At 55.3% G+C, this 25,419-nt stretch carries 23 protein-coding genes and 1 tRNA gene; 11 read left to right on the top strand and 13 right to left on the bottom strand.

The annotated features are described in order from the left end of the window. Positions 1-81 precede the first annotated feature (81 nt). The 3 genes from ACJY2L_RS09650 to rsuA all read right to left on the bottom strand — a co-directional run bounded on the left by ACJY2L_RS09650 (position 82) and on the right by rsuA (position 2,628). Positions 82-429, bottom strand: a complete 348-nt coding sequence (locus ACJY2L_RS09650; protein WP_067432297.1) for a YejG family protein — start codon at positions 427-429, stop codon at positions 82-84. A gap of 255 nt (positions 430-684) precedes the next feature. After that, entirely contained in the window at positions 685-1,887 is a 1,203-nt protein-coding gene (locus ACJY2L_RS09645) for a Bcr/CflA family multidrug efflux MFS transporter (protein ID WP_209501653.1), read from the bottom strand. 24 nt (positions 1,888-1,911) lie between these two features. Further along, a complete protein-coding gene (gene rsuA / locus ACJY2L_RS09640) occupies positions 1,912-2,628 on the bottom strand; it encodes a 16S rRNA pseudouridine(516) synthase RsuA (RefSeq protein ID WP_067432303.1) in 717 nt (238 codons plus the stop codon). 266 nt (positions 2,629-2,894) lie between these two features. Here rsuA and ACJY2L_RS09635 point away from each other — a divergent pair, with 266 nt between their 5' ends. Continuing rightward, complete coding sequence (locus tag ACJY2L_RS09635) at positions 2,895-4,649, top strand: DEAD/DEAH box helicase (protein WP_225701494.1); 1,755 nt, start codon at positions 2,895-2,897, stop codon at positions 4,647-4,649. Positions 4,650-4,771: 122 nt separating this feature from the next. After that, positions 4,772-5,056, top strand: coding sequence for a 50S ribosomal protein L25 (gene rplY, locus ACJY2L_RS09630; RefSeq protein WP_067432306.1), 285 nt, complete (start codon positions 4,772-4,774; stop codon positions 5,054-5,056). Between the two features lie 65 nt (positions 5,057-5,121). On the opposite strand, the gene yejK is transcribed toward rplY, so the two are convergent. Next, a complete protein-coding gene (yejK, locus tag ACJY2L_RS09625) occupies positions 5,122-6,126 on the bottom strand; it encodes a nucleoid-associated protein YejK (protein WP_439212412.1) in 1,005 nt (334 codons plus the stop codon). A 453-nt stretch (positions 6,127-6,579) separates the two neighbouring features. On the opposite strand from yejK, the gene ACJY2L_RS09620 reads away from it, so the two are divergent. From ACJY2L_RS09620 to ACJY2L_RS09600, 5 genes are all read left to right on the top strand, one after another. After that, positions 6,580-7,635, top strand: a complete 1,056-nt coding sequence (locus ACJY2L_RS09620) for an acyltransferase family protein (protein ID WP_439212413.1) — start codon at positions 6,580-6,582, stop codon at positions 7,633-7,635. Positions 7,636-7,815: 180 nt separating this feature from the next. Further along, positions 7,816-8,043 (top strand): YejL family protein, encoded by a 228-nt coding sequence (locus ACJY2L_RS09615; RefSeq protein ID WP_187487435.1) that lies wholly within the window; start codon positions 7,816-7,818, stop codon positions 8,041-8,043. A gap of 21 nt (positions 8,044-8,064) precedes the next feature. After that, positions 8,065-9,816 (top strand): LPS biosynthesis-modulating metalloenzyme YejM, encoded by a 1,752-nt coding sequence (yejM, locus tag ACJY2L_RS09610; protein WP_439212414.1) that lies wholly within the window; start codon positions 8,065-8,067, stop codon positions 9,814-9,816. A 73-nt stretch (positions 9,817-9,889) separates the two neighbouring features. Further along, a tRNA-Pro gene (locus ACJY2L_RS09605) sits at positions 9,890-9,966 on the top strand. A gap of 305 nt (positions 9,967-10,271) precedes the next feature. Then, positions 10,272-11,108 (top strand): benzoate transporter, encoded by an 837-nt coding sequence (locus ACJY2L_RS09600; protein ID WP_187487433.1) that lies wholly within the window; start codon positions 10,272-10,274, stop codon positions 11,106-11,108. A 7-nt stretch (positions 11,109-11,115) separates the two neighbouring features. Here ACJY2L_RS09600 and ACJY2L_RS09595 read toward each other — a convergent pair whose 3' ends face one another. Then, positions 11,116-11,658: a GNAT family N-acetyltransferase gene (locus ACJY2L_RS09595; protein ID WP_067432330.1), complete on the bottom strand. Its 543-nt coding sequence runs from the start codon at positions 11,656-11,658 to the stop codon at positions 11,116-11,118. 189 nt (positions 11,659-11,847) lie between these two features. Here ACJY2L_RS09595 and ACJY2L_RS09590 point away from each other — a divergent pair, with 189 nt between their 5' ends. Continuing rightward, positions 11,848-12,051, top strand: a complete 204-nt coding sequence (locus ACJY2L_RS09590; protein ID WP_067432333.1) for a hypothetical protein — start codon at positions 11,848-11,850, stop codon at positions 12,049-12,051. A gap of 140 nt (positions 12,052-12,191) precedes the next feature. Continuing rightward, positions 12,192-12,863 (top strand): 4'-phosphopantetheinyl transferase family protein, encoded by a 672-nt coding sequence (locus ACJY2L_RS09585; RefSeq protein ID WP_162265766.1) that lies wholly within the window; start codon positions 12,192-12,194, stop codon positions 12,861-12,863. Here the strand turns inward: ACJY2L_RS09585 and ACJY2L_RS09580 are convergent, their stop codons facing one another. From ACJY2L_RS09580 to apbE, 3 genes are all read right to left on the bottom strand, one after another. After that, positions 12,864-14,516: a multidrug ABC transporter permease/ATP-binding protein gene (locus ACJY2L_RS09580; RefSeq protein WP_439212415.1), complete on the bottom strand. Its 1,653-nt coding sequence runs from the start codon at positions 14,514-14,516 to the stop codon at positions 12,864-12,866. Between the two features lie 78 nt (positions 14,517-14,594). After that, positions 14,595-15,248 carry a DNA oxidative demethylase AlkB gene (gene alkB / locus ACJY2L_RS09575; RefSeq protein WP_439212671.1) on the bottom strand — a complete coding sequence of 218 codons (654 nt, stop codon included), beginning with the start codon at positions 15,246-15,248 and terminating at the stop codon, positions 14,595-14,597. Positions 15,249-15,265: 17 nt separating this feature from the next. Next, a complete protein-coding gene (gene apbE, locus ACJY2L_RS09570; protein WP_439212416.1) occupies positions 15,266-16,303 on the bottom strand; it encodes an FAD:protein FMN transferase ApbE in 1,038 nt (345 codons plus the stop codon). A 432-nt stretch (positions 16,304-16,735) separates the two neighbouring features. Here apbE and ACJY2L_RS09565 point away from each other — a divergent pair, with 432 nt between their 5' ends. Further along, positions 16,736-16,900, top strand: coding sequence for a hypothetical protein (locus ACJY2L_RS09565; protein WP_157883886.1), 165 nt, complete (start codon positions 16,736-16,738; stop codon positions 16,898-16,900). 52 nt (positions 16,901-16,952) lie between these two features. On the opposite strand, the gene ompC is transcribed toward ACJY2L_RS09565, so the two are convergent. From ompC to ACJY2L_RS09540, 5 genes are all read right to left on the bottom strand, one after another. Continuing rightward, positions 16,953-18,074 (bottom strand): porin OmpC, encoded by a 1,122-nt coding sequence (ompC, locus tag ACJY2L_RS09560; protein WP_439212417.1) that lies wholly within the window; start codon positions 18,072-18,074, stop codon positions 16,953-16,955. Positions 18,075-18,602: 528 nt separating this feature from the next. Then, entirely contained in the window at positions 18,603-19,772 is a 1,170-nt protein-coding gene (locus tag ACJY2L_RS09555) for an HlyD family type I secretion periplasmic adaptor subunit (RefSeq protein WP_187485662.1), read from the bottom strand. Next, positions 19,769-21,907: a type I secretion system permease/ATPase gene (locus ACJY2L_RS09550; protein WP_439212418.1), complete on the bottom strand. Its 2,139-nt coding sequence runs from the start codon at positions 21,905-21,907 to the stop codon at positions 19,769-19,771. The genes ACJY2L_RS09555 and ACJY2L_RS09550 overlap by 4 nt, the downstream gene beginning before the upstream one ends. A gap of 29 nt (positions 21,908-21,936) precedes the next feature. Next, entirely contained in the window at positions 21,937-23,295 is a 1,359-nt protein-coding gene (locus tag ACJY2L_RS09545; protein ID WP_439212419.1) for a TolC family outer membrane protein, read from the bottom strand. A gap of 353 nt (positions 23,296-23,648) precedes the next feature. Beyond that, positions 23,649-25,091 (bottom strand): hypothetical protein, encoded by a 1,443-nt coding sequence (locus tag ACJY2L_RS09540; protein WP_439212420.1) that lies wholly within the window; start codon positions 25,089-25,091, stop codon positions 23,649-23,651. A 10-nt stretch (positions 25,092-25,101) separates the two neighbouring features. On the opposite strand from ACJY2L_RS09540, the gene ACJY2L_RS09535 reads away from it, so the two are divergent. Next, positions 25,102-25,398 carry a hypothetical protein gene (locus tag ACJY2L_RS09535; RefSeq protein WP_439212421.1) on the top strand — a complete coding sequence of 99 codons (297 nt, stop codon included), beginning with the start codon at positions 25,102-25,104 and terminating at the stop codon, positions 25,396-25,398. Positions 25,399-25,419 lie beyond the last annotated feature (21 nt).

Here is a 25,419-nt window from a genome sequence, read left to right as displayed (position 1 = left end):
TGCGTTTTACGTGATTTGGTGCTTGAAGGGGAAAGGGAAAACGACGAGTTTAACGGGAGGTATGTGGCGGCAGATGCAGCGCTAAGCGCGCTGCCAGGCAGCAAAGGTTTCGGCAATGGCGACACCCTGATTTTTCAGGCGGCAGGTGGTAGCCGATTCATCGCAGCGGCGCACAAACAAACAGGGTTCTCCTTCGCATTCCACTACGCTGCCGTTAACCTCGATCTCCGCCAGCATCATCTTCATCTGCTGCATCACTTCCCACGCCGATTTACCGTCGTGGCTCAGCAACCGGAGACCGATCAGATCCTGCTCATTGGCCAGCAGATTGTTATCCTGCGGCTCAATTTTGCCGCCCGGACCTTCTGCGCACCAGCGATAGCTGTGTGGTAAACGATGAACAATCGAAAGTTGTAGCCCGCTCAATATTCTATCCCCGAGGTAACATTATCGGCACGGCAACGGCTCTGCGCTGGAGTTATCTTTCCAAAAGCGCCGAACAGAGCATCGCCCGGTTGGCATCGCGGTAACAATGCGCCTTTTTTTGAGAGGAAGCTCTCATTTTGAAACTATATGTACCGCGATTAGCAACGGATAACAACCATTATTGCTGCAATTATTTTACCTGATTGACTCATTAATTTTACAAATAAGAAACATTAATCAGTGATGATGATCAGGCGCTTATTTTACCGCAGCAGAGCGCGATGGACGGCTGGCATAAAGATAGAGCAGCACCGATAACGTGGCGCACAGCGCGATTGACCAGACCATCGGCCAGGCGGTGGTAAACGTCGCCTGTGACAGCACAACGCCGACCATGGCACCGACGCCAAAACGCAGCGTACCGGCCAATGAAGAGGCGGTACCGGCCATGTGCGGAAACTCATCAAGAATCACCGCCATTGCGTTGGAGGAGACCATCGCCACGCAGCCGATAAACATCGCTACGCCAAACACCAACGGCAGAAAGCCGAGGTCAAGCGCGCTGACAATCAGCAGCCAGATGCCCATAGCAAACTGAATATAAAGGCCCAGACGGAACATCGCCAGCGGGCCAAAACGTCGTACAAAACGACTGTTAAACAGCGTCATAAGGAACAGGAAAACTATGTTCAGCGCAAAGTAGTAGCCAAAGTTTTGCGGTGAAATATGGTTAACCTCAATGTAGACAAAAGGCCCGGCATTCAGGAAGGAGAAGAGTCCGGCAAAGGAGAAACCGCTGGCCAGCATATAGCTGAAGGCACGCTTGTGGCGAAACAGTGAAAGAAAGTTACCCAGCGTGGTCCGCAGATGAAACCGCTGGCGCTTCTCTTTGGGCAGCGTCTCTTTGATGCGCGTGACCACCAGCACGGTGGTTAACAGTGCGGCAACCGACAGCGTCCAGAAAATCGCATGCCAGTTCCACAGCACTAACAGCCAGCCGCCGATAATCGGCGCCAGTAGCGGCGCAATGGTGGTGATCAGCATGACGAAGGACATCATGCGCGAAAACTCCTCTTTCGAGTAACTGTCGCGCATCAGCGCATTGATCACTACGCTCGCGGCTGCGGCCGAGAGACCGTGCAAAAAGCGCATCACAATGAGCTGATCGATAGTCTGCGCCAGCGCACAGGCTGCCGCCGCCAGTGCAAACGTCAGGGTGCCGAGAGCAATAACCGGTTTACGGCCAAAGCTATCTGCCAGCGGGCCATAAATCAGCTGACCCAGCGCGAAGCCAAAGATATAGACGCTGAGCGTCATCTGCACGCTGCCTGCGGAAACGCCAAACTCGCTGGCAATCTGCGGCATGGCAGGCAGATACATATCGATCGACAGCGGCATTAACATCGCCAGCAATCCCAGCACAACCACTAAACCCGTTGCCGAATTCTGTTGCTTAACCACCCTGTCCTCCCGGCACGAAAACCCTTATTTTTTTGGCTGAGGCACGTTTGCCACCGTGGCGATCTCTTCCGCGGTCAGAGGCCGGTATTCGCCCTCTTCCAGCGCATCATCCAGCGTAATACCGCCGATGCGTTCACGATGCAGCGCAACCACGTGATTCCCTACCGCGGCGAACATGCGTTTAACCTGATGATAGCGCCCCTCGCTGATGGTCAGGCGCACCTGATTCTCACTAAGCTGCTCCAGCGTCGCTGGCAAGGTCAGGCTTTTCTCATTATGCAGCTGTACGCCCGCAGTAAACTGCTCGGCGGTATCATCGGCCAGCGGATTCTCCAGCGTGACCAGATAAGTTTTTTCGCACAGATGGCGCGGTGACGTGATGCGATGCGACCACTGGCCGTCGTCAGTCATCAGCACCAGGCCGGTAGTATCGATATCCAGGCGGCCCGCTGCATGCAGCTTGTACGCCATCGGCTCTTCCAGAAAATAGAGCACGGTAGGATGATCGGGATCGTCGGTGGAACAGACGTAACCCGCGGGCTTGTTGAGCATGAAATAACGCGGACCAAACTGCTGTTGCAGAGGATTGCCGTCATATTCGACCTGATGCTCCGGCTGGAGTTTAAACGACGTGTCGCGCACGACCTCGCCATCCACCGTGACGCGTTTTGCCCGTATTTCACGCGTGGCAATGGCACGGCTGATTTCCAGTTGTTGAGATAAGAATTTATCGAGTCGCATGACGTCTGCTTTGCCTGTTAATTACTGAAAGTGAAAAGATGAAACGGCGTTTACTTCCCGGATAACGGGAGATGCCTCGTGCTGGCAAGAGAGGAAAGAGTCGAGCGCCGATGGGAACCGGAACCGCACTGCTTACCTGCGGGTAAAGCCATTGGAAAAACGATGGCAAGTATATCCTGTGTTCTTCAGCGTAGACAGAGGCGATCGCCCGCTTAGCGCATTTTCATGCCATAATGTGGCACTGTTTCCACATTTCCGCGTTTAACATGTCCTTTACCCTGCGTCCTTATCAACAGCAAGCGGTTGATGCCACGCTCAATCATTTTCGTCGCACCACCGATCCTGCCGTCATTGTGCTGCCTACCGGCGCCGGCAAAAGTCTGGTCATCGCCGAACTGGCGCGGCTGGCGCGCGGTCGCGTGCTGGTGCTCGCCCACGTTAAAGAGCTGGTAGCGCAGAATCACGCCAAGTTTCTGGCGCTCGGCGAACAGGCGGATATTTTTGCCGCTGGCCTGCAGCGTCGTGAAAGTCAGAACAAAGTGGTATTTGGCAGCGTACAGTCGGTCGCGCGCAATCTGGATAAATTTGACAGCGCCTTTTCGCTGCTGATTGTCGATGAGTGTCACCGCATTGGTGACGATGAAAAAAGCCAGTATCAGCAGATTTTAACGCACCTGCGCGCCGCCAATGCGCAGGTACGACTGCTTGGCCTGACCGCAACGCCGTTTCGCCTCGGCAAAGGCTGGATTTATCAGTTTCACTATCACGGCATGGTGCGCGGCGATGAAAAAAGCCTGTTCCGCGACTGCATCTATGAGCTGCCACTGCGTTATATGATCAAACACGGCTTTCTGGTGCCGCCCGAGCGCCTCGACATGCCCGTGGTGCAGTATGATTTCAGCCGCCTTACCGCTCAGGCAAACGGCCTGTTCAGCGACGCCGAAGTGAATCAGGAGCTGAAAAAACAGGCGCGTATCACGCCGCATATTATCAGCCAGATCGTTGAGTTTGCGGAACAACGCCACGGAGTGATGATTTTTGCTGCCACAGTCGAACATGCGCACGAGGTGCTGGGTTTACTGCCGGAGGGCAAAGCGCTGGTGAGTGCCGGTACGCCGGCAGCGGAGCGCGACGCCATTATTACCGCCTTCAAGCAGCAGCAGATTAAATATCTGGTCAACGTTGCGGTGCTGACCACCGGCTTCGATGCGCCGCACGTCGATCTGATTGCCATTCTGCGCCCCACCGAATCCGTCAGCCTTTATCAACAGATCGTTGGCCGCGGGCTGCGCCTGCATCCGGGCAAGCAGGATTGCCTGATTCTGGATTACGCCGGCAATCCTCACGATCTGTTTACCCCGGAAGTGGGCAGCCCTAAGGGTGCCAGCGATAATCAACCGGTACAGGTATTCTGCCCTTCCTGTGGCTTTGCCAATACATTCTGGGGAAAAACCACCGCCGACGGCATGGTGATTGAACACTTTGGTCGCCGTTGCCAGGGCGTGCTGGAAGATGATGAGGGCCATCGCGAGCAGTGTGATTATCGCTTTCGCTTTAAACAGTGCCCGTACTGTAACGCCGAGAACGATATTGCCGCCCGTCGCTGCCATGAGTGCGACAAGGTGCTGGTGGATCCTGACGATATGCTGAAGGCCGCGCTGAAGTTAAAAGATGCGCTGGTGCTGCGCTGCGGTGGGATGACGCTGGAACGCGGCGCTGACGTCAAGGGTGAATGGCTGAACGTCACCTACTTTGATGAGGATGCCACCAGCGTCAGCGAACGCTTTCGCTTACAGACACCGGCGCAGCGCACCGCCTTTGAACAGCTGTTTATGCGGCCACATCAGCGTGCGCCCGGCGTGGCACTGGGCTGGCAAACCGCCGCTGACGTGATCGCCCTGCAGCCGCTGCTGCGCCATCCTGACTTCGTCGTGGCGCGTGCGCGTGGCCATTTCTGGCAGGTGCGAGAGAAACTGTTTGACTATCAGGGCCGCTATCGTCGCGCCAACGAGCTGCGTTAACGCCTTGCCCGCGCAGGCAAAGATAGCTATAATGCCGCCCGCTTTTGCTTGTGCAGAAGCTGAACACTCCAACCTGTTGCTGGGTCGCCTGTAGCAGGAACATTTATTGAAGAGAATCAACAATGTTCACTATTGAAGCAGAAGAACGTAAAGAGCAGGGTAAGGGTGCGAGCCGCCGCCTGCGTACAGCTAACAAATTCCCAGCCATCATTTATGGCGGCGAAGAAGCAGCTGTTGCCATCGAACTGGATCATGACCAGGTTATGAACATGCAGGTTAAGCCTGAGTTCTACACCGACGTGCTGACCCTGGCTGTTGCTGGCAAAGAAGTTAAAGTTAAAGTGCAGGCTGTTCAGCGTCACCCGTTCAAGCCTAAACTGCAGCACATCGACTTCGTTCGCGCGTAATTGTCGCCAACGAGTTGCTAAGAAAACGCCGCATTATGCGGCGTTTTTTTTCGTCTGCGGCAAGGCTATTTCGCGCTGGTGCGGCGCTGTAACTGATCGCGCAGATTCGGCGGCGTGCCTTTAATGGTCAGCGTATCGGTCGCCGCATCCCAGAAAATGCGTTCCCCCAACAGCAGCGCATCAAAGTTGATCGTCACGCCACCGCCGCTGCCGGCAAATTTGGTCAGTTGACGCAGCGTGCCGCGATCGGCTGGAAAATGCTCTTCCAGTTCATAACCCTGTTCGGCTGTGAAGGCCTGAAAGGTTTTCTCACCCAACGGCGGCAGTTCATTAGACAGTTCTTTCAGCGCGATCTCTTCGCCTGCCTGCAGTTGTTCGTTGCAGTAGCTATACACCTGCTGGCGATAGTTCTGCCGCTCATTTTTATCGAGCTGCGATTCCGCACAGAAGTCATCTACCGCCTGCAACAGGCCGCGGTTCTGCGCTTTGGTGTCCAGCCCAACGCTGGCACCGAGGAAATCCATAAAGAAGTCAGCGACTTTACGGCCAACGCGTCCGCGCAGAAAGGTGAGATAACGCGTCGATTCCGGGTTCGTTTCCCATTCGGTGAGATCGATGCGCGCGACAATATCGGCATGATTGATGTCGAGATAGTGCGTCGAACTGATATCCAGCTCTTCATTGACACGCATGCTGCTCTGGCTGTTCAACACGGCAACCAGCAGATACTCAACCGCCAGATAACGGTAATGGCAAAACAGCACTACCCCGCCTTCTGCAAAAGGATATTTTGCCAGCTCGTCGCGTAACCGACCGGTTGCCGCCCGGCTGAAGGCCAGAAAATCATCTTCGCCTTTGCGGCAGTTACGCAGGGCATCCGCCAGTTCACTGCCTTCATCGAACAGGCCATAAGCCTTGCTCTTTGCGCTGTAAACCCGATGGAGTTCTTCAACCATGGCGCTGACGGTGGCATTGGTTGGCAGCAGGGAATCACGCAGAATCAGCTCAAGCGTTTGTTCATCACGCTTCACTAACTGATGCAGGGCGATCTGGTCGATATCCAGACTCATAGCAGGCTCTCCTCTTGGCTAAGGCGCGTATTCAATCATCGTAACGGCACGCTTTCAACTTGCATTCGCTTACAAGGGCGATCTTTACCACGCAGTGCTGTGCTGAGTGCGCTGCGGCTTGTCAGATCCCCTTTTAACTGGATAGCGTGGCCCGAACGAAAAAAAGAACGGGCTAAAAAACAGGAAAAGCCGCGCGGTATTCTGAATTCCACCTCAACCTTAACCCGGCCGATTAATGCACTGAGGAAAGTCCATCAGATAATTACCCATTTTCACACAGTCGTTAATAAATGCTAAAACAATAATGTTTGATAAATTAAAAAATGGCCTGAATAAAAAAGCAAAAATTTAGGTTTAGTCTGAATTGCTTACAAACCGCTTACATTCAGTGTTAACCCGAAAAGATGAGGAATAGACTACGAAGTGTACATCTGAAAAAGGCAGCTTCAGCTAATGAAAAAAGAGATATATAATTTACAGATCGTCAGAGGGATTGCAGCGCTTATCGTGGTAGCCGGTCACTTATTGCCCCCAGCGATTGCCGAATACATTCCCGGCCAAATTGGCGTATCAATGTTCTTCTTTTTAAGTGGATATATCATGTTATATTCCTTTAAACAGAACGAGCCTCCTGCCGTCTTTTTAAAGAAAAGATTCCTGCGAATTCATCCTGCATACTTGATTATATCATTACCACTTATTCTTGCAGCGATGGTAAAAACAACCTCTGTTCAGTACATGCTGCACACGCTCCTGCTGCTGCCCTGGCTTGAATGGAACAGGGAGAAAAATAGCTTTAATATTCATTCACCTATTGCAAACCCTGTTGCCTGGACGCTGATGTTTGAATATTATTTTTATGCCATTTTCGCCCTGGGTAAAAGCATCAAAAATAACCGCGCCTTTGTTTTCTATTTTTCCAGCATCGCTATCGTCGCTATTATGGCGTTAAGCAACTACTTCCTCGGTAATGAGGGTAAACTCGGCTGGACAACGTTGAGCTGGCATTCCATTACTTCGAACCTGTGTAATATTTCATTTATTGCCGGTATGAGCTGGCAGCTTATCTCAGAGAACAAGCATGTTGAGCATAAGCGTCCCTGGGCGCTGCTTTTAATTCCGCTATCAATAATTCTTTTGGATAAAGTAAGCCCGCTAACTAATATTAGTAACAATCAAATAATTGATTTGTTTTTCTCATCTATTCCATGCTGGATTTTTGTAGCAGCACTTTCCACATCAGCCCGGCTTACCGGAAGAATTTTTGATCGTATTCATGCGACAGGCCAGTACTCTTACTCGCTTTATCTTTTTCACTCGGTACTGGCAACCATAATATATCAGCTGCATTTGGCGCCTAAATACGAATGGCCGGTTGCATTAGTGAGCATAACGCTTTCATTATGGATTTCGAAATATCTCTACAAATACATCGAATCGGTTAATGTTATTGAGCTGGTTAAAAATGGCCACAGCCGATACAAGAAAGCACGCGGATATACGGGCTAAGCCACTGCTCAGCCCGGCTTCGGCCGGGCTTTTTCTCGCTTCGTTTATTGCGCATGCCTGATGGGAGTAAACATTAACTGACGCAACACCCCCTCGAACACATTTGCCTCCATAAAAGTGCAGAAAATGGCGCGCTGTTACGTTAAGATAGCGCCCTTTGCTACCTGATAATTCAACGCTATGCCACAATCATCCCGTTACAGCGACGACCGCGTGGAGAAACTCCTCGCAGAACTGGTGCAGGTTCTGGAAAAAGACCAGGCGCCAACCGATCTTTCCCTGATGGTGTTAGGGAACATGGTCACCAACTTGCTCAATACTAGCATTGCGCCCGCTCAACGCCGCGCGATGGCCCGTTCTTTCGCCGATGCGTTGCAGTCATCCGTGCGCGAAGACAAAGCCCATTAATGTGAAAATTCGACGTTAATTATGGTAACCAACCGGCAGCGCTACCGCGAAAAAGTCTCCCAGATGATCAGCTGGGGGCACTGGTTTGCGCTGTTTAATATTATCTTCGCTTTCATTCTCGGCAGCCGCTATTTGCTGGTTGCTGACTGGCCTGCCTCACTGGCGGGCCGTATCTATGCCTATACCAGTTGGGTAGGCCACTTCAGCTTTATCGTCTTTGCCGCCTATCTGCTGGTGATTTTTCCGCTAACCTTTGTGGTGATGTCACAACGGTTGATGCGCTTTTTATCGGCCATTTTCGCCACCGCGGGATTAACGCTGGTGTTGGTCGACAGCGCGGTGTTCAGCCGTTTCCATTTACACCTCAATCCGGTGGTATGGGAACTGGTGATCAACCCCGACCAGAGCGAAATGGCGCGCGACTGGCAGCTGATGTTTATCAGCGTGCCCGCGATTTTCCTTGTGGAGATGCTGTACGCCACCTGGAGCTGGCAAAAGCTGCGCAGCCTCAATCGCCGCTCGTTTGGTAAACCGGTAGCCATGGTGCTGATTACCGCCTTTTTTGCCAGCCACCTGATGTATATCTGGGCCGATGCCAATTTCTATCGCCCTATCACCATGCAGCGCGCTAACCTGCCGCTCTCCTATCCGATGACCGCCCGACGTTTTCTGGAGAAGCATGGTCTGCTTGATGCGCAGGAATATCAGCGTCGGCTGGTACAGCAGGGAAATCCGGAAGCGCTGACCGTCGCCTATCCACTGAGCGATATCAGCTTCCGCGATGCTGGCACGCGCCAGAACCTGCTGCTGATTACGCTTGATGGCGTCAATCAGGCCAGCAGCAGCAAAACGCTGCCCGCCCTCAGCCAGTTCGCGCAGGAAAATGTGAATTTCACCCAGCATTACAGCGCGGGCGATGATGCCGACAGCGGCCTGTTTGGCTTGTTTTACGGTATTTCACCGACTTATATGGATGGCGTGCTGGCGGCGCGCATGCCTTCCACGCTGATCAACGCGTTGAGCAGCCAGGGCTACCAGTTTGGTCTGTTTGCTTCCGATGGTTTCCGTTCGCCGCTGTTGCGTCAGGCGCTGTTGGCCGATTACTCCTTGCCTGCGGCGGCTGCGCAGTCGAATGCGCAAACCACCGCCCAGTGGCAAAACTGGTTAAGCAAACAGAAACCGGAAGGCGCGCCCTGGTTCTCATGGATCGCATGGAATGGCCTTGATCGTGCTGATGATAAAGGCGTGGTCTCCAGCCGTCGTTACAAACAGACCGCTGCCAGCGTCGACCAGCAGATTCAGTCTGTGCTGGCTACCCTGCGCGACAAAGGCCTGCTGGATAAAACGGTGGTGGTGATTACCGCGCAGCATGGCGTAGTGCTCGATAACGAAGAGCATGCAGGCGATCGTGCGGCGCTGCAGGTGCCGCTGGTGGTGCACTGGCCAAATACGCCAGCGCAGAGCGTGCAAAAGCTTACCGATCATCAGGATATTATGACCACCCTGATGCAGCGCCTGCTGCACGTCAGCACCAGCCCGGCGGACTATTCGCAGGGTGAAGATCTGTTTGCCGCCGAGCGACGTCATAACTGGGTTGCCAGCATGGATGACAAACGACTGGTGATTACCACGCCGGATACCACGCTGGTGCTGGATAATAACGGCAGCTACAAAGCGTACAACAGTCGCGGCGAGCCGTTGAAAAACCACAAGCCGGAGCTGGCGTTACTGTTACAGGTGCTGACCGAAGAGAAACGCTTTATCGCTAACTGATTATTTATTAGTCGGTTAGCTTTTTTGCGGCTTGCATTACCAATGATAAGCGGTAGTATAAGCGTCCACGTGTCGGCACGTAGCGCAGCCTGGTAGCGCACTGTCATGGGGTGTCAGGGGTCGGAGGTTCAAATCCTCTCGTGCCGACCAAAAATTTGCAGTCTGAAAAAGGGATTATCCTGCGGGATAATCCCTTTTTTATTGCTCATCCTGGCACGGCCTTCGCTTCATATCAGCCCTGCATCGCACGCCTTTTTGCCGCATCCTCGGCGGTCAAATGCCGATCGGCGCCCTTCAACGCCCTGATTGTCCTTTGCCGAAGGCACCAACCTGCTGGCTTTACCGCACTCTGGCCGTTGTGGCCCTCTCCTGCGCTGAATAAAATCTTGTGACCGCGCGCTGGCAATGCCATCATTTGCATCCTGTTTTTACTGCCGCTGTCCGGATGCGTTGCCATGATTTACGACTGTTTTCTCTATTATGATGAAGCGATGCTGCTGGAGCTTCGTTTGCACACCCTGCACCAGCACGTTGATAAATTTGTCATTGTTGAATCGACGCATACTTTTACCGGCAAGAAAAAAGCGCTGCATTTTGATATCACCCGCTTTGCGGCATTCGCCGATCGCATTATCTACGTGGTGTTTGATGAGCCGCCGCACAGCGATGCCTGGGAAAATGAGCGCCGCACACGCAATCATATTATGGCGGGCCTGAAACAGGCGCAGGATGATGACCTTATTCTGGTTTCCGATGTCGATGAAATCATCGATCCACAGCAGCTGGCACGGGCCAACCCACGAGCGCTGTGTAACACCTTTCACCTCAATTTTTATAACTATCAGTTCAACCTGCAGGTGTTTAACGACAACGGCTCGCCGCGGAAATGCACGCTGGTGAAAATGACGCGTTTCGGCACGCTACGGGACTTTTTTGCCGGCAAGCCGGAAGATCTGCGTAACGTAAAACGCAGTGCCATTAAACGCAGCTGGTGGCGCTGGAATTACCTGAAATGGCGCACCACCATCGTTAACGATGCGGGATGGCATTTTTCCTGGCTGATGACGCCTGAGCGCATCGCAGAGAAGATGTCCAGCATCTCACACACCGAGTACGATCTGCCTGAGTTGAATAACGCGCAGCATATCGAGCAGGCGGTGCGTGAGGGCAAAGATATCTGGAAGCGCGATCGATCGCTGCGGCTGATTCCGCTGACTCACGACAGTTTCCCGGCGCATCTGGTGCAGCATCCAGAAAAATACGCCGATTTTATTCGCCAATCCGGCGAGTAAACCGGGATTAACGCCTTGCCGCCCACTCTTCACGGGTGATCTCCCAGATCTCTGATTCCAGCTCGCCAGACACATAATCGGCGAGCCGGGTATCCACCAGCCGCATGCCACTTTGCAATGAGATACGCCGTGAGCCGATATTCTCTCGCGCCTTTGGCGCCCGCAGCAGCGGCTTGTTCAATACGTTAAACCAGAAGTCGGTCACGCACTCACACGCCTCGCTCATCAACCCTTGCCGCTGCCATTCCGGCACCAGCCAAAAACCACGGTTATCGTCTTCCCCTTCGCGCAGTGAGATCAGGCCAATCAGCGTCTCCGGCTGCGAATGATGGCGCAGGCTCCAGTGCCATGCCGTGCCTTCTGCCATTGCCGGCAACGCCACGCCCTGCACGTAACGCAGCGCACCATCTTCGGGAAACGGCCAGGGCACCGCGTTATGCAAATATTGCACGATTTCCCAGCGCGGAAAGACCCGCTGAATGTGCGGCACATCGCTGAGGCTTAACGGCCTGAGTTCCAGACGAGCGGTAGAGAGCGGTGGCGTTTCCATGATTTCTCCTCCAGGTTATGACTTCATTTATAGGGGAGAATGACCAGGCGGGTAAAGCATAATCAGCACAGAGATCTGTCGTCTGACTGTCATTTTTTTATGGTATAAGTCTGAAAAATGCTGATTGAAACAAAAATGTCACATCGTCAATTTATTCTGTCTGCTCGAATTTGAAGGCAGGAAGACCTGATGATTATCAAAGCTAAAAACCTGAAGGATGCGGAGGAGATGCTGCATTCTGGCATCAACAAAGTCGAGCTGGCCTATGACATCGGCAGCGACGATTTTTTCCGCCTGGCCAGCCGCTGGTGTGAACGCGGGGCCAAAATATCCAAATCTGAGCGACACTTTGTCGTTTCCATCAAGGGGATGTCAATTCCGTCTAACGAGTGATCATTGTGGGCAAGGATGCCCTGTCGCTTGCTGCCTGGCACGCGACCTGCTTTAATTCCTGTCTGAATCCCCTATCCTTTGCGCCTATGTTTTGTGCCCAACAGCCTGTTGCCGTGCCCGATCGGCCTTTTTTCAGCAGCATGAGTGTTTCTCACTGGTGCGTATTGCCGCAGGTGCGTTTCTGCGAGCTGCGTTTTAATAGCGCGCATTTCAGCGACGATCTGTTTGCCCTGAGTCAGCTGCCCGCGCCGTCGCACCTTAACCGTTCGGTCAGTAAGCGACGCGCGCACTGGCTCGCCAGCCGCTATGCGGTGCGGCATGCGATGGCAACCTGCGGTATTGATGATGTTGTGCTGGGTAATCATGCGGATCGATCACCGCGCTGGCCCACGGGGATCAGCGCGTCGCTGTCGCATACCGAAGGACGGGCGCTGGTGGTATATAGCGAAGAGCCGCGGCTGCTGGGCATCGATGTCGAACAAAAGATGTCGCTTTCCACGGCCGAAGAGGTTGCCGATACGCTGGTTTCCGCCAGCGAACTGTCGCTGTTGCGCTACTGTCGGCTCGACTTTGCCAGTGCGCTGACCCTGACGTTCTCGCTGAAAGAGAGCCTGTATAAGGCGGTCTGGCCGCGCTGCCAGCAGCTGATGGATTTTCATCAGGCGGAGGTGATTGAGCTGGACAGCCGCCGCGGCGTGGCGCGTCTGCGGCTGTGCGAAAGCCTGACGCCGTTTGTCGGCGGCAGGACCTTTATAGCCGCCTTTCAGATTCAGGAAGCGGAAATTACCACGCTGGTTGCCGCACCGGTGTGATTAAGCGGAGGTATCCGTGCGCGTGACCGCATCCAGCGTCGCCTGTTGCCGCTCATCGCCGGTCAGTTCGCTAAGCTGGCCTTCGCGCATCTCCAGCAAGCGATCCGCATGCACGAAGTAGTGATCGTCGTGGCTGATAGCAAACACCGTTTTGCCCATCTCCTGCAGCCAGGGCAGGATTTCCCGATAAAAAATCCGTCGGAAATGGGGATCCTGATCGGCCGCCCACTCATCCAGCAGTAAAATATCCCGCTCTTCGGCAATCGCCAGCAGCAGCGCCAGCCGCTTACTCTGCCCTTTGGAGAGCTTGAGGTTGAGCACGCGGTTGCCTTCCAGCTTGATTTTGTCCTGCATCTTCAGGCGTGCCAGCCAGTGCTGCACCAGCGTCGGGTTGGCGGGTTCACCGCCCGGCCCGATCAGCCGATCAAACAGATGGGGATCGGTGAATACGGCAGAAAATAGCTGACGATAGCCCTCGCGCTGGTTCTCCTCCAGCGCCACGCCATCGAGTAAAATAGTGCCGCCGGTGGGCTGATACAAGCCGGTGAGCAGCATCGCCAGCGTCGATTTTCCGCTGCCGTTACCGCCGATCAGAAACAGCAGTTCGCCGCGCTTCAGCGTCAGGTTAACCGGCCCGACATTAAAGCCTTTTTCGCCATAGTGAAAGCTGACATCGCGCAGCTCAAGCGTTTGCCACTGCGGATGAACCACCGGCGTGGCAAAGCCCGGCCGGTGCTCGGCCAGATCGAAGGTGCGCAGCTTATTGAAAGCCACCTGTGCGCTGAGTAAGGTGGGTAACGCGCCCACGGCAGAGAGCAACGGCGTGCGTAGAAACAGCAGCGTCAATGAATAGGTTGCCGCCACTGCGGTATTGGCCCAGCCGAGGCTGTTGGCCATCCAGAACACAATGCCGATAGCGCCCAGCATCATGATGTTTGACCAGTTCACCGCGCTGAGGTGATAGGTATCCGCCCTGACGATGTGATCGCGATAAGCGCTGGCGTTTTCCTGATAGACGGTGTCATAAATCAGCTGCGCGCGTTGGCGATTAAGCTGTAGCTCTTTACGCCCTTCGGTCACCGTCTGAAAATCGCCATAAAGCCGATCTTCAATGTCGCGCAGCTTTGCCATATGGCGGTAAACTCGCGCCACCAGCAGCCAGCCGCCGACAATGGTAATCGCCACCCACAGCGAGGTGATCAGCAGCATTTTTGGTGACAGCCAGGCGAGCCAGGCAGCAGAGCCGAGGGTCAGGATCACTCCCTGAATCAGTTCCGGCAGGCGCACAAAGGCGATGGTGATGGCGCGCACGTCGCTGGTCAGTCCCGCCAGCAACTGCGCGTTGCCGATTTGCTCGATGCGCTCCACGCGCGTATCGAGAATACGCTTGATAAATTCGCCGCGCAGACGATAAACGAAATGGTGGCCAAGCTGCGTCAGCGCCAGCTGCGAAGCCAGCGTCACCGCCATCAGAATCACCAGCAGCAGCAGGAACTCCGGCAGCACGGTCAACGACGCGTTGATGTTGACGATCAGTTCGCGATTGATGAAGGCGATCAGGCCGATGCCCAGCGCTGCGCTCAGCAGGCTCAGTACAATTACCGCGATAAACGGCCAGCGGTATTGCTTATAAACGACGTGCAGTAACTCCATGATACATTCCAGGTCAGACGAGAGCTGCCAGCAGTGTAATCAGATGATCGTTGATAGCAATAATAATTCTCATTAAGCTTAAAAATGCGCCATCCCAGCGCGACGAAACGTCAGGTTGTAGCGGAACGCGCCCGCGTCGGGATGCACGCCCGGCTTCAGCGGCTGAATGCCGTGAAAGCGCAGCCGCGACGGGCCACCCCACACCACTACATCTCCCTGTTCCAGCAGCACGCGCTGCACCGCGTCGCCGCGCTCAAAGCCACCAAACTGAAACACCGCTGGCAGGCCGAGCGAAACGGAGACGATCGGCTGGCTCAGATCCTTTTCATCTTTGTCCTGATGCAGCGACATTTTGGCACCGGGCGCATAGCGATTGATCAGACAGGCATCAGGCGCAAAGTCCTTAAATCCCACCAGACCAGCGGCGCGCTGCGCCAGCGCCAGAAACGACGCGGGCATCGGCGGCCAGGGACGGTTGCTTTCCGCATCCTGCTCGCTGTAGCGATAGCCACGACGATCGCTGTACCAGCCTAAATTGCCGCAGTTGGTCATCGCCACCGACATGCGATAGCCGCCGGGCGTGATGCGATGCTGAAACGGATTCACGGCGGCAATCTCCATCACGGTGCGCAGCAGGTCGCCTGCTTGATCGCGTGCCAGCCGCCGCAGGATCACCGCGCCGGGTGCCAGTGGCTCAGTCCAGGGTGCTTCATCGCTAAACAGATCGAGCATCATCGCCTCCAACACTATTAAGGTGCAGTTTTGCCCTGCTCGTCGCGGAGAAAGGCGCGAAACTGCGGTGACATCCAGTGGGTGAAACCGTCGCCCTGTTTGGTGACCAGATAGACCGCCAGCTTCTCTTTGATCGCCAGCGCCCGCGCTTTTTCCGTGCCCAGCACCATCAGTCCGGTGTCCCAGCCATCCGCTTCCAGCGCGGTGGTGGCGATCACGGTGGCAGAGACCAGCTTATGTTCAATCGGCGCACCGGTCGCCGGATCGATGACGTGCGAAATGCGTTTGCCATCCAGTTCATAATAGTTGCGATAGCTGCCGGAGGTGCTAATGCCGTGCCCCTGTAAATCGACAATCGCCTCGACGGCATTCTCACGATCGGTGGGTTTTTGCACCGCCACGCGCCAGGCGTTGCCGCCGCTGTTCAGGCCACGCGTCAATACCGCGCCGCCCACCGACACCAGATAATTATTGATGCCCCTCTGTTCCATCAGGCGCGCCAGATGATCGGTGGCAAAGCCTTCGCCCAGGGTAGAGAGATCGACATACAGATCGGGCAGATCTTTCTGCAGCGACGCGCCGTTGACGCCCTCAGTCACCCGCAGATGCTGTAAACCGGTTTGCGCTTTTGCCGTGGCAATTTGCGCCGCCGTCGGCAAATGGTGCGGCTGCGCGTCAGGCCCAAAGCCCCACAGGTTCACCAGCGGCCCAACGGTAATGTCCATCGCGCCCTGGGTTTTGGCGCCAATGCGCAGTGCCATGACAATAATATCCGCCATGTTGGCGCCGATCGGCTGGGGTTCAAGGCCGTGATACTGATTAAAGTGCGACAGCACCGAATCACTTTTCCAGGTGGATAGCTCGCGGTCGTCATGATCCAGCTGCTGCTGTATCGCCTGCTGCAGCTCCGCCTGCTGCGATGCCTCAACGCCCGCGAGGCTCACGCGCCAGACGGTGCCCATGGTCTTGCCCTGCAATACCAGCGTGGATTCCTGTGGCTTATCGCAACCGGTTAACAGCAGCGCCGCACAACAGACGGCGATCAAAAAGCGCATATCCTTCCCTTCTTTTACGGATAATGAAATTTTCAGCATAACTTGCGGCAAATTGGGACAATTGAACGTTGAATAATGTCTTCAGGCTAACGAAAATAGTGATTCATAGATCGCGTCGCAATTGTGGCGGACATATTACTCGCTAAACAGGAGACCGAAATGATCTATTATGCCCTGCTGCTGCTTTCTTTGGCGGCCATGTTCTATGCAACCTGGCGCATGAAAAAACAGACCAGCAAAAAATCGCTGACCGCTTATCGCGCACGTCGATAAGGCATCACGGCCTCATTATGAGGCCGTTTTTGCACCGGCGCTGTGCAACTCGCCTTAAAGGCTGCGCCTGAACCCGCGTTATTCCTGCTTTACAGATATGGCACGACTCCTGCTTAGGTTAGATTGCGTATGTTACGCCTGCCGACTCAGGAGCTGACCATGATCAACACCCCTTCCGTAGTGATGCTTCACCTAATGAAGTTTTCCGGCCTGACGTTAAGCGGCCTGGCCTTTAGCGGCTTCAGTGAGCAGATGCTGAATGCGGCAACAAAGCCGGAGCAAGGTGGCGACACGCGCGTGTCACAGGAGGAAGCTAAGCGGTGAGCGAGCAGATGCATAAAAAAACGGAGCCTGAACAGGCTCCGTTTTTATTTGATCAGAACTGGTAAACCAGGCCGACACCCACCACGTCGTCGGTATTGATACCGGCATCGTCGGTGAACTGGTTGTCGTCCAGCAGGTTGATTTGATAATCAACATAGGTCGACATGTTTTTGTTGAAGTAGTAAGTCGCGCCTACGTCGATATACTTTTTCAGGTTCTGCTTTCCGTAACCCTGAATGTCGGTACCGCGTGAGGAGACGTAGGCCAGAGAAGGACGCAGGCCGAAGTCGAACTGATACTGTGCCACCAGCTCCCAGTTTTCCGCTTTGTCTGCATAACCGTAAACATCGCTGTCGTTGCTGTCGCCGAAACGGGTAGCGTTATAGGATTTGCTGTAGGTCGCTGCCAGGTAGACGTTGTTGGCGTCATATTTCAGGCCACCCGCATAGACTTCCGCTTTGTCGCCACGGCCACGAATATCGGTGTTGTTGTTGCCCAGGCCATTTTGATTGTTGGTACGATCAGACTGGAACATCGCCGCGCCGATACCGAAACCAGAGCCGAGATCGTAAGTGGTGCTCAGACCCCAGCCATCACCGTTCTGTGCCAGTACATCACGGCCGCCAGCCGCTTCGGTCGCGTTGTCGTTTTTACCCTGATACTGCACCGCAAAGTTCCAGCCATCAACCAGGCCGAAGAAGTTGTTATTGCGGTAGGTCGCCACGCCGTTGGTGCGCTGGTACATAAAGTTATCCGCGCCGTAGGTGTCGCCGCCGAACTCAGGCAGCACGTCGGTCCACGCGCCCAGATCGTAAATCACGCCGTAGTTACGGCCATAATCCAGCGAGCCCGCATCACCGAACTTCAGGCCGGCAAAGCCAACACGCGTAAAGCTGTCTGCGGTGCCCTGGGCTTCAGAATTATTCAGCGCCGCCTGATATTCCCACTGACCGTAGCCAGTCAGTTCGTTAGAGATTTGCGTTTCGCCTTTAAAGCCAAAGCGCACATAAGATTGGTCACCGTCAGAACCGTCGTTATCGGAAAAATAGTGCAAACCGTCTACTTTGCCGAAGAGATCCAACTTATTTCCATCTTTGTTGTAAATCTCAGCTGCGCCTGCTGAACCAGCGATCAGCATCGCGGGGACCATCAGGGAGAGAACGCGAAGTTTCATTTTTATTACCCTCTAATTATGTGCCTTTATTTGCCACTGCGTGCTGAAAGCCTAAAAATTCAGCCGATGGGCCATTGTTCATTCGATGAGGGTAATAATCTATAAAGAAAATGCTACTAAATTTCCGAAGATGTTTCATCGATGCGAAGCAGTGTTTCTAAATGTAAATAAAGCGGAACTTTTAAACAGCACACATCGCTTAAAATTATCGCACAAAATGCATAGAAATATAAAAAACCTTCTATTTCATAACATTAATTTACGCTGAAATCTGAGCACTGAATGATAAAAAGAGTCGGTCATCGGGTTATATAATAGATCCCGCTATCATCATTTTATTTCATTATTACCTTCATTCACCCCGAATGATCTGTTTTACCCTTATTTCCCGCCGGGCTTATTGCCCGGCATTTTTTTGTCTGCAATCTGGCGGAACGGGCAGGCCGAATATGAGCACCCGCGGAAATAAATGCATCGCCAGGCTTTCTTATCTGAAAATTCAGCCATTCGGAATCATCTGACAAAATATCAGCGTTCGCGCATCGCCTCTTTCACTTTGTTCAGCGGTTTCAACAGGTAATCCATGACTGTTTTTTGCCCGGTTTTAATTTCCACGTTGGCAACCATGCCCGGCACAATAGGAAATTTACGCCCCGCTTTATTGGTCAGTTCCGCTTTCTGCGTGCGCACCCAAACGCGATAATAATATTGATCGCGCTTCACCTCATCCTGCAGCGTGTCGGGCGAGACGGTTTCCACTTCACCATGCAGATCGCCGTAAATCGACGAATCATACGCGGTGACTTTCACCACCGCCGCCAGGCCAGGGCGAATATAGGCGATATCACGGGGATTGATGCGCGCTTCGATCAGCAGCTGATCTTCCAGCGGCACAATCTCCATCAGCTTACCGCCGGGTTGCAGCACGCCGCCAACGGTGGTGACCTGAATATCCTTGACGATCCCGCGCACCGGTGAATAGAGCGTGGCGCGCGTCAGTTGATCTTCTTTACCGGCCAGCACCTGCAACTGGGCATCCAGATCGGCGTTATTTTTCACCTGCTCTTCCCGGGCGCGCACCGCGTAGTCGTTTTTTGCCTCATCGATTTTACCGCGCAGATCGCTGATTTGACGGCGCAGGCGAATCACCTCAACCTGCCCCGCTGCGCCTTTCGCCACCAGCGGTTCAGTCATTCGCAGCTCATCCTGCACCAGTTTCATCGACTGCTGTAAATTGCTGACCGTTTCGGTGAGATTGCGCCGCCGCGATTCAAACAGCTGGCTTTCGCGTGCCACCAGTTCCGGCGCCTTCAGCGTTTCTGCGCTGAACTGCAACGGCGCACCGGTCAGCTCGGCACGCAGCCGTTCTGCCGAGGCGCGTAGGGTACGCGCTTTGGCCTGCGCTTCGCCAAAGTTGGACTGAAAACGGGTGGGATCGAGGCGTGCCAGCACCTGCGATTTTTCCACAATATCGCCTTCATGGACGTTCAGCTCATTGACGATGCCGCCGTCGAGGCTCTCAATCACCTGCGCACGGCTCGGCGGCGTCACCTTGCCGGTGCCGACCGTTACCTCATCCAGCACGGCAAAATGCGCCCACACCAGAAACAGCACCAGCGCCGCGCTACACAGCCAGATAATGGCCGACGTCCGCCGTTCGTTCTGTTTGAATTTGCGATCCATTAACACCAGGCTCATGCGTTTTCTCCCCGTGCGGGTTGCGGCGTGGCACGGCGCAGGATCTCATCGCGGGCGCCGTCAGCGATAATTCTGCCGCCTTCCATCACCACTATGCGATCCACCATTTTTAGCAGCGCCGGTCTGTGCGTCACCAACACCAGCGTGCGGCCACGCAGCCATTCATCCATCTGTTTGATCACATGCTCTTCCAGCTGCTCATCCATCGATGCGGTCGGCTCATCAAGCAACACCACCTGCGGCTGGCGCAGAATCATGCGACTGAGCATCACCATTTGCCGCTGGCCGCCGGAGAGTCCGCGGCCACCTTCGTTGATCACCCGATCGAGGCTGGCGGCATCCTGCTGCACCAGGCTCAGCGCGCCGCTGATGCGCAGCGCCTGCAACATTTCCTGTTCGCTGGCGTGCGGATTGCCCAGCATCAGATTCTGCCGCAGCGTGCCGAAGAAGAGCCGCGAATCCTGCGACAGCCAGCCAAGCTGACGACGCAGATCCACCGGATCGATGCGCGCAATGTCGACGCCATCCACCAGCACCTTGCCCTGAGTCGCCAGCGCCTGTCCGGCTAACAGCTTCAGCAGCGTCGATTTGCCCGCGCCCACCTTGCCCAGCAGCGCAATGCGTTCGCCCGGCTTGATCTGCAACTGGCCGACGGTGAGCACATTTTTGACTTTCTCTTCATCGTAGCTGTAGCTGACGTTACGCAGGTCGTAATGGCCGGTCAGCGTTGGGCAGTGCGCCGCTTCGCCTTCCGGCTGTTGATCCAGCGGCTTTTTCAGCAGTTCATCCAGCCCGTTCATCGCACTTTTGGCATGCTGCCAGCGCGAAAACACCATGGTCAGCTGCATCAGCGGCGCAATGGTGCGCGAGGAGAGCAGGCTGCTCGCCACCAGCGTACCGGTGGTGATATCGCCCGCCAGCACCAGATAAACGCCAAACACCAGCATGCCGGCGTAGGTCAGCTGCTGCACGGTTGAGGCCCAGCCGGTAAGCCGCGCGCCCCACAGCCGCTGCTGCATGCCGATCGTGGCGCTAACCTCGTGCGTCTGTTCCCACTGCCGCTGAAAGTAAGGTTCCGCCTGCAGCGCCTTGATATCCTCAACGCCCTCAATGGTTTCCACCAGCACCGCGTTGCGCAGTGCGCCTTCGCGCAGCCCCTCTTTCGCCAGCTTCGCCATCGGGATCTGCACCAGCAGGCCGGGAATCACAATCAACGGAATCGCCAGCAGCGGGATGATCACCAGCGGGCCACCGATAAAACCCATAATAAACAGGAACAGAATCACAAACGGCATATCTGCCGCCGCGCCAACGGTAGTGGAGGTCAGCAGTTCACGCACCTGATCGATTTCACGCAGCTGAGAAATAAAAGAGCCGGTGGATTTGGGTCGCGCCTCGTTACGGATGCTCATCGCCCGGGCAAACAGCATGGAAGAGACTTTGAGATCGATGCGCTTGCCCATCATGTCAGACACCTGCGTGCGCATCAGGCGAATCAGGTATTCCACCGCGGCGGCGATCAGCACGCCGGTAAACAGCACCCATAATGTTGGCTGCGACTGCGCCGGGATCACACGGTCATAAACCTGCATCGAAAACAGAATGCCTGCCAGCGCCAGCACGTTGCCAACCACCGAAGCGAGCGAGATCTCGGCGATGCGCCGCCCCATGCCGCGAAAATTGCGCCAGAACCAGTGCGGCTGATAGGGCTGCACAAATTCATCGATGCGCGCGTCACGACCGCGGGCGGCCACGCCGACCACGCCGACCAGCGGCTCCGCGCGCGCCAGCAGGCTGGCCAGTTCGGTTTCCCGCACCACATCGCCGCCGTCGCTGAGCCAGTAACGCGCCTTACCTGCGCCATCAATGGCTTCAATCACCGCCACGCCGCCATTTTCCAGCGCCAGCACCACCGGCGTAATTTCCTGATGCCAGCGCAGTTTGTCGCGCGGCGTCATGGTGAGATGCAGGCCCAGCAGCCCCGCCAGTCGCTCCAGCTGCTGCGCATCGGTTAACTGCTCAAACCAGCGCATCTGCTGGCGCAGGGTGTCACCATCGGCTGGCTTACCGAAGCGCGCCGCGACGCGCAGCATGGCGGCGATCCAGTTCTCGGTGGTTGCACGTTGTGTTGTCATTAATACTGCCTCTGTGTGCCGTTCGCCGCTTAGTTCAGCGAAGGTAAAGTGGTGCCGCTGCTCTTTTCACGATCGATGCCCATGATATCGAGCAGATTATCGACCGCCGCCGCGTAACGAACCGTGGCGTCCCAGCCGTCATACAGCGCGCTGGTGCGCATGCTGTCCGCCTGAAAAACATCCTGCTCCACGCTGAGCAGATCGTTCAGGCTGCGCTTGCTGAGCTTGTACTCATCGGCGTAGACATTACGGGTGTGTTCCGCGCTGGCCAGCTGGGCCTCGCCCGCCTGCTGACGCTGCTGGGCGCCGATCATGTCGGCATAGGCAGTAGAAGCGTGTTGATTAATATCAAGTTTGGCTTGCTGGATGGCCGCCTGCGCCGCTTCACGTTCGCCTTCTGCCGAACGCGTTTTGGCATTGACCAGGCCGCCCTGATAGAGCGGCGCTTCCACCTGCAGCTGCAGCTCATCGTCCCAGTATGAACGGCTGTCGTTCTCATATCGGGTGCGGCCCGCCTGCACTTTGATGGTTGGCCAGTGATTGGAGCTGGCTTGCTTGATACGCTGCTGCGCTGCCACTTGCTTCGCCTGTGCGCTGCGTACCGCCGCGCTGTTCTGATAGCCAATTTTATCCAGCGTAATCTGCTGTTTCAGAAGCGCCTCCGGCAGCTCCGGCAGCGTCACCGGCACTACGCCGGTTAACACGGTAAGCTGCGCCAGCGCCGAGCGCTGCTGAGCACGGTACTGCTCCAGCGTGGCGTGCATACCGGCGATGCGCGTTTCCGCCTGCAGTACGTCTGACTGCGAGCTGAGACCGGCATCGGCACGCAGTTTGGCGATATCGCGCACGTGCTCCAGCGATTTCACATTGCTCTGCGAGGCGGTGACCAGCGCCTGATAGCGCTTCACCTGCAGATAGGCCTGTAGGGTATCCTGGCCGACGGTGGTCATGGTGTCGTAAAGCGCGAACCGGTAGGCGTCAGAGAGCGCATACTGTTCATCGATGGCGCCACCGGTACGGCCAAAATCGTACAGCAGCTGGCTGAGCGTGACGCCCGCGGAGCCGCTGTTATTCAGGCTGCCGGACGAGTCGGTTTGATGAGAGCGACCGCCTGAACCCTGCAACGAAATCTGCGGATACCAGGCGCTTTTCGCCGCATCCAGATCGCCTTCGTTGACGTGGATCTGCGCCGCCGCTTCGGCAATTTTGGGATTACGGGCAAAGGCCCTGAGAATAGCCTGGCGCAGCGTCAGCGAGGCAACTTGCTCTTCGCTGGGCGCGGCACGCCAGTTGAACTCTGCTTTAGGTTCTGTTGCGGCCCATAAGGGTTGCACCGACGCGCAGAACAACGCGCCCAGGCAGCAGCAGGCAAACAGTCTGTTGATCATGTGGTATCACATCCCGCGATGTTATTTTTGTTGATTTTTTACCTGGCTGCCAGAAAGGCAACGGCCTTTCTGAACATACTTACCCGATTCGAAACCTGACCGCCTGTCAGGCCAATCGGGCATGTTAGTATCCTGTTAAACGCATTACCTACATTAATACTTCAGCATGAATTAGCGCAACCGTAGCCGATCGGAAAGTGTTAATAAAATATCGGTAACGCGATGTTATACCGCTTTATCTGCGTTCACGCCTGACACTTTACGGAATTATCCGGCGCAGAAAGCGTGAGTCATTGCCAAAAAACAAACAGTTTTACTTAACCCTGACGGCGAGGGTGTCGCCGTCAGGCGCGTTAAATCAGCGTGGCCTGAATATGCTGCTCGGTCAGCAGATCCGCCAGCGTCGAGGAGACGGGCTGATAATAACTTGTGTCACTGCTGTGCGACGCATCGCCCATTAGCGCAGCATGGCTGCTGTCCGTCTGCTGCAAACCGAGGTCGGCAGCGCTCAGAGTGTGTGCAGGCTGCGGCCCATGAGTAGCAGCGGTAAAAAAGTTGCTCAATGTTTGCGTAGCGCTGTTGCCGTAGCTATCCGCCTGATGCACGGTAGCGTTAACCGGGCCGTCCGGCAGCGCCAGCAAATCAGCAGATGGCACGGTGACCATGCCATCGGTGGGGGTGTAACTTTTGCCGTTGATATCGATGCTCTGCACGCCATCGATGTAGAAGCTCAGATCGTGCTGCGCTTCCTGATGGGTCAGGGTCAGATCGCCGCCAATATCCAGCTCGTAATAGACTTCAGGCAGCTGCAACTGGGTGCTGAACTCAAAGCTCACCTGATTATGGTTGCCTGCCGCATCGCTGGTGGTCGCCACCAAACGGTGCTCGTTGCCATCGATGAAGTTCGCCATATCTGCTGCCGGAATCGCCACGCTCCAGCTGCCGTCGCTGTGAATGGTGGCGGCATACTCTTTCATGCTGTCCAGCCCGCCCACTGAGGCGATGGTCAAACTCTGGCCCGGCGCACTGTGCGTAGAGAGGTGGCCGGTGAGCACTAGCCCCTGCTGCGATTCAGCAATGTTGATCACGTTGTCGCTGGTGACATTATCGAAGCTGACGTTGGGGATGCTGGCAAGATGGGTGATCAGCGTGACATCGCTGCTGGCGCTGACCAGCTGGCCGCTGGGGCTGGTTGCCGTCACCACCGCGGTGTAAACGCCGTCACTTAGCGTCGCCAGTTGCTGATCGTTAAGCGAGATGTGCCAGCTGCCGTCAGCGTTGATCAAACTGTCGAAGTGCTTACCGCCCAGCGTTACGCTGACTGGCGTATCCGCTGCCAGCCCGCTGGCATGGCCGGTAAACACCAGGCCAGAGATGCCTTCCTGATAGTTGACCGCGTTATCGCCAGAAACCGTATCCATGGTCAGGCTGGCCGCGGTGGTGACCGTTGCCGCGTGCACCACGCCATGACTGACGTCAGTGGCCGCTGCAGCAGCACTCTGGCTTACCGCTGAAGCGCTGCTGAGCGTGCTCTCTGCGGCAAGGCCAACCGGGCTGACCAGCCCGCTGGCGGAATAAAGCGTCGCGATGGGCAGCGCGGTATCCGCGGTCTGCCCGGCGGCATACAGAGTGCTCAGCGACAGCGTATCGGCGGTAGCGGTAGAAAATGAAAGATTCAGCGGTTCGACAACGGCGGACGGCGCGGCGTGCGTTTCAGGCGGCAGCGTATCGGCGGCGTTAAGGGTTGCCGCATCGCGGACCTGGCCGTGCTGGCGTGGTGTTTTAACTGTAGACATAAAGTACCTCGTGAAAACCAAAGAGAAGTTTCGCTCTGAAAAACATAAACAGCAGTTAAGTTTTAGACGTGAGCGGGTCATTCAGCGAACGGGATCGCTGAGATTTCCTGGTGTTCAAGAGTTACAAATCGTAACGCGGAAAGGCGCGTTAAATCGTCCGGCGGCGCTTTTAGCGCCAATCATTACCAGAGTGATTATTTTCACTTTCAGACGCCTGATGCTTGCGCTCATGGGCCTGGCTGGTGTCGTAAGCTACCGCTGCACCGTGGGCAAAACCAGTACCATTAATCCTAAAAAATGGCTGTAACGATTTTGAGACGGGCATATC

The sequence above is a fragment of the Duffyella sp. Ts4 genome (assembly GCF_051851875.1).
Taxonomy (GTDB): Bacteria; Pseudomonadota; Gammaproteobacteria; order Enterobacterales; family Enterobacteriaceae; genus Duffyella; species Duffyella gerundensis.
Note: the sequence above shows the minus strand (reverse complement) of the source record. Positions and strands in the feature narration are given on the sequence as shown.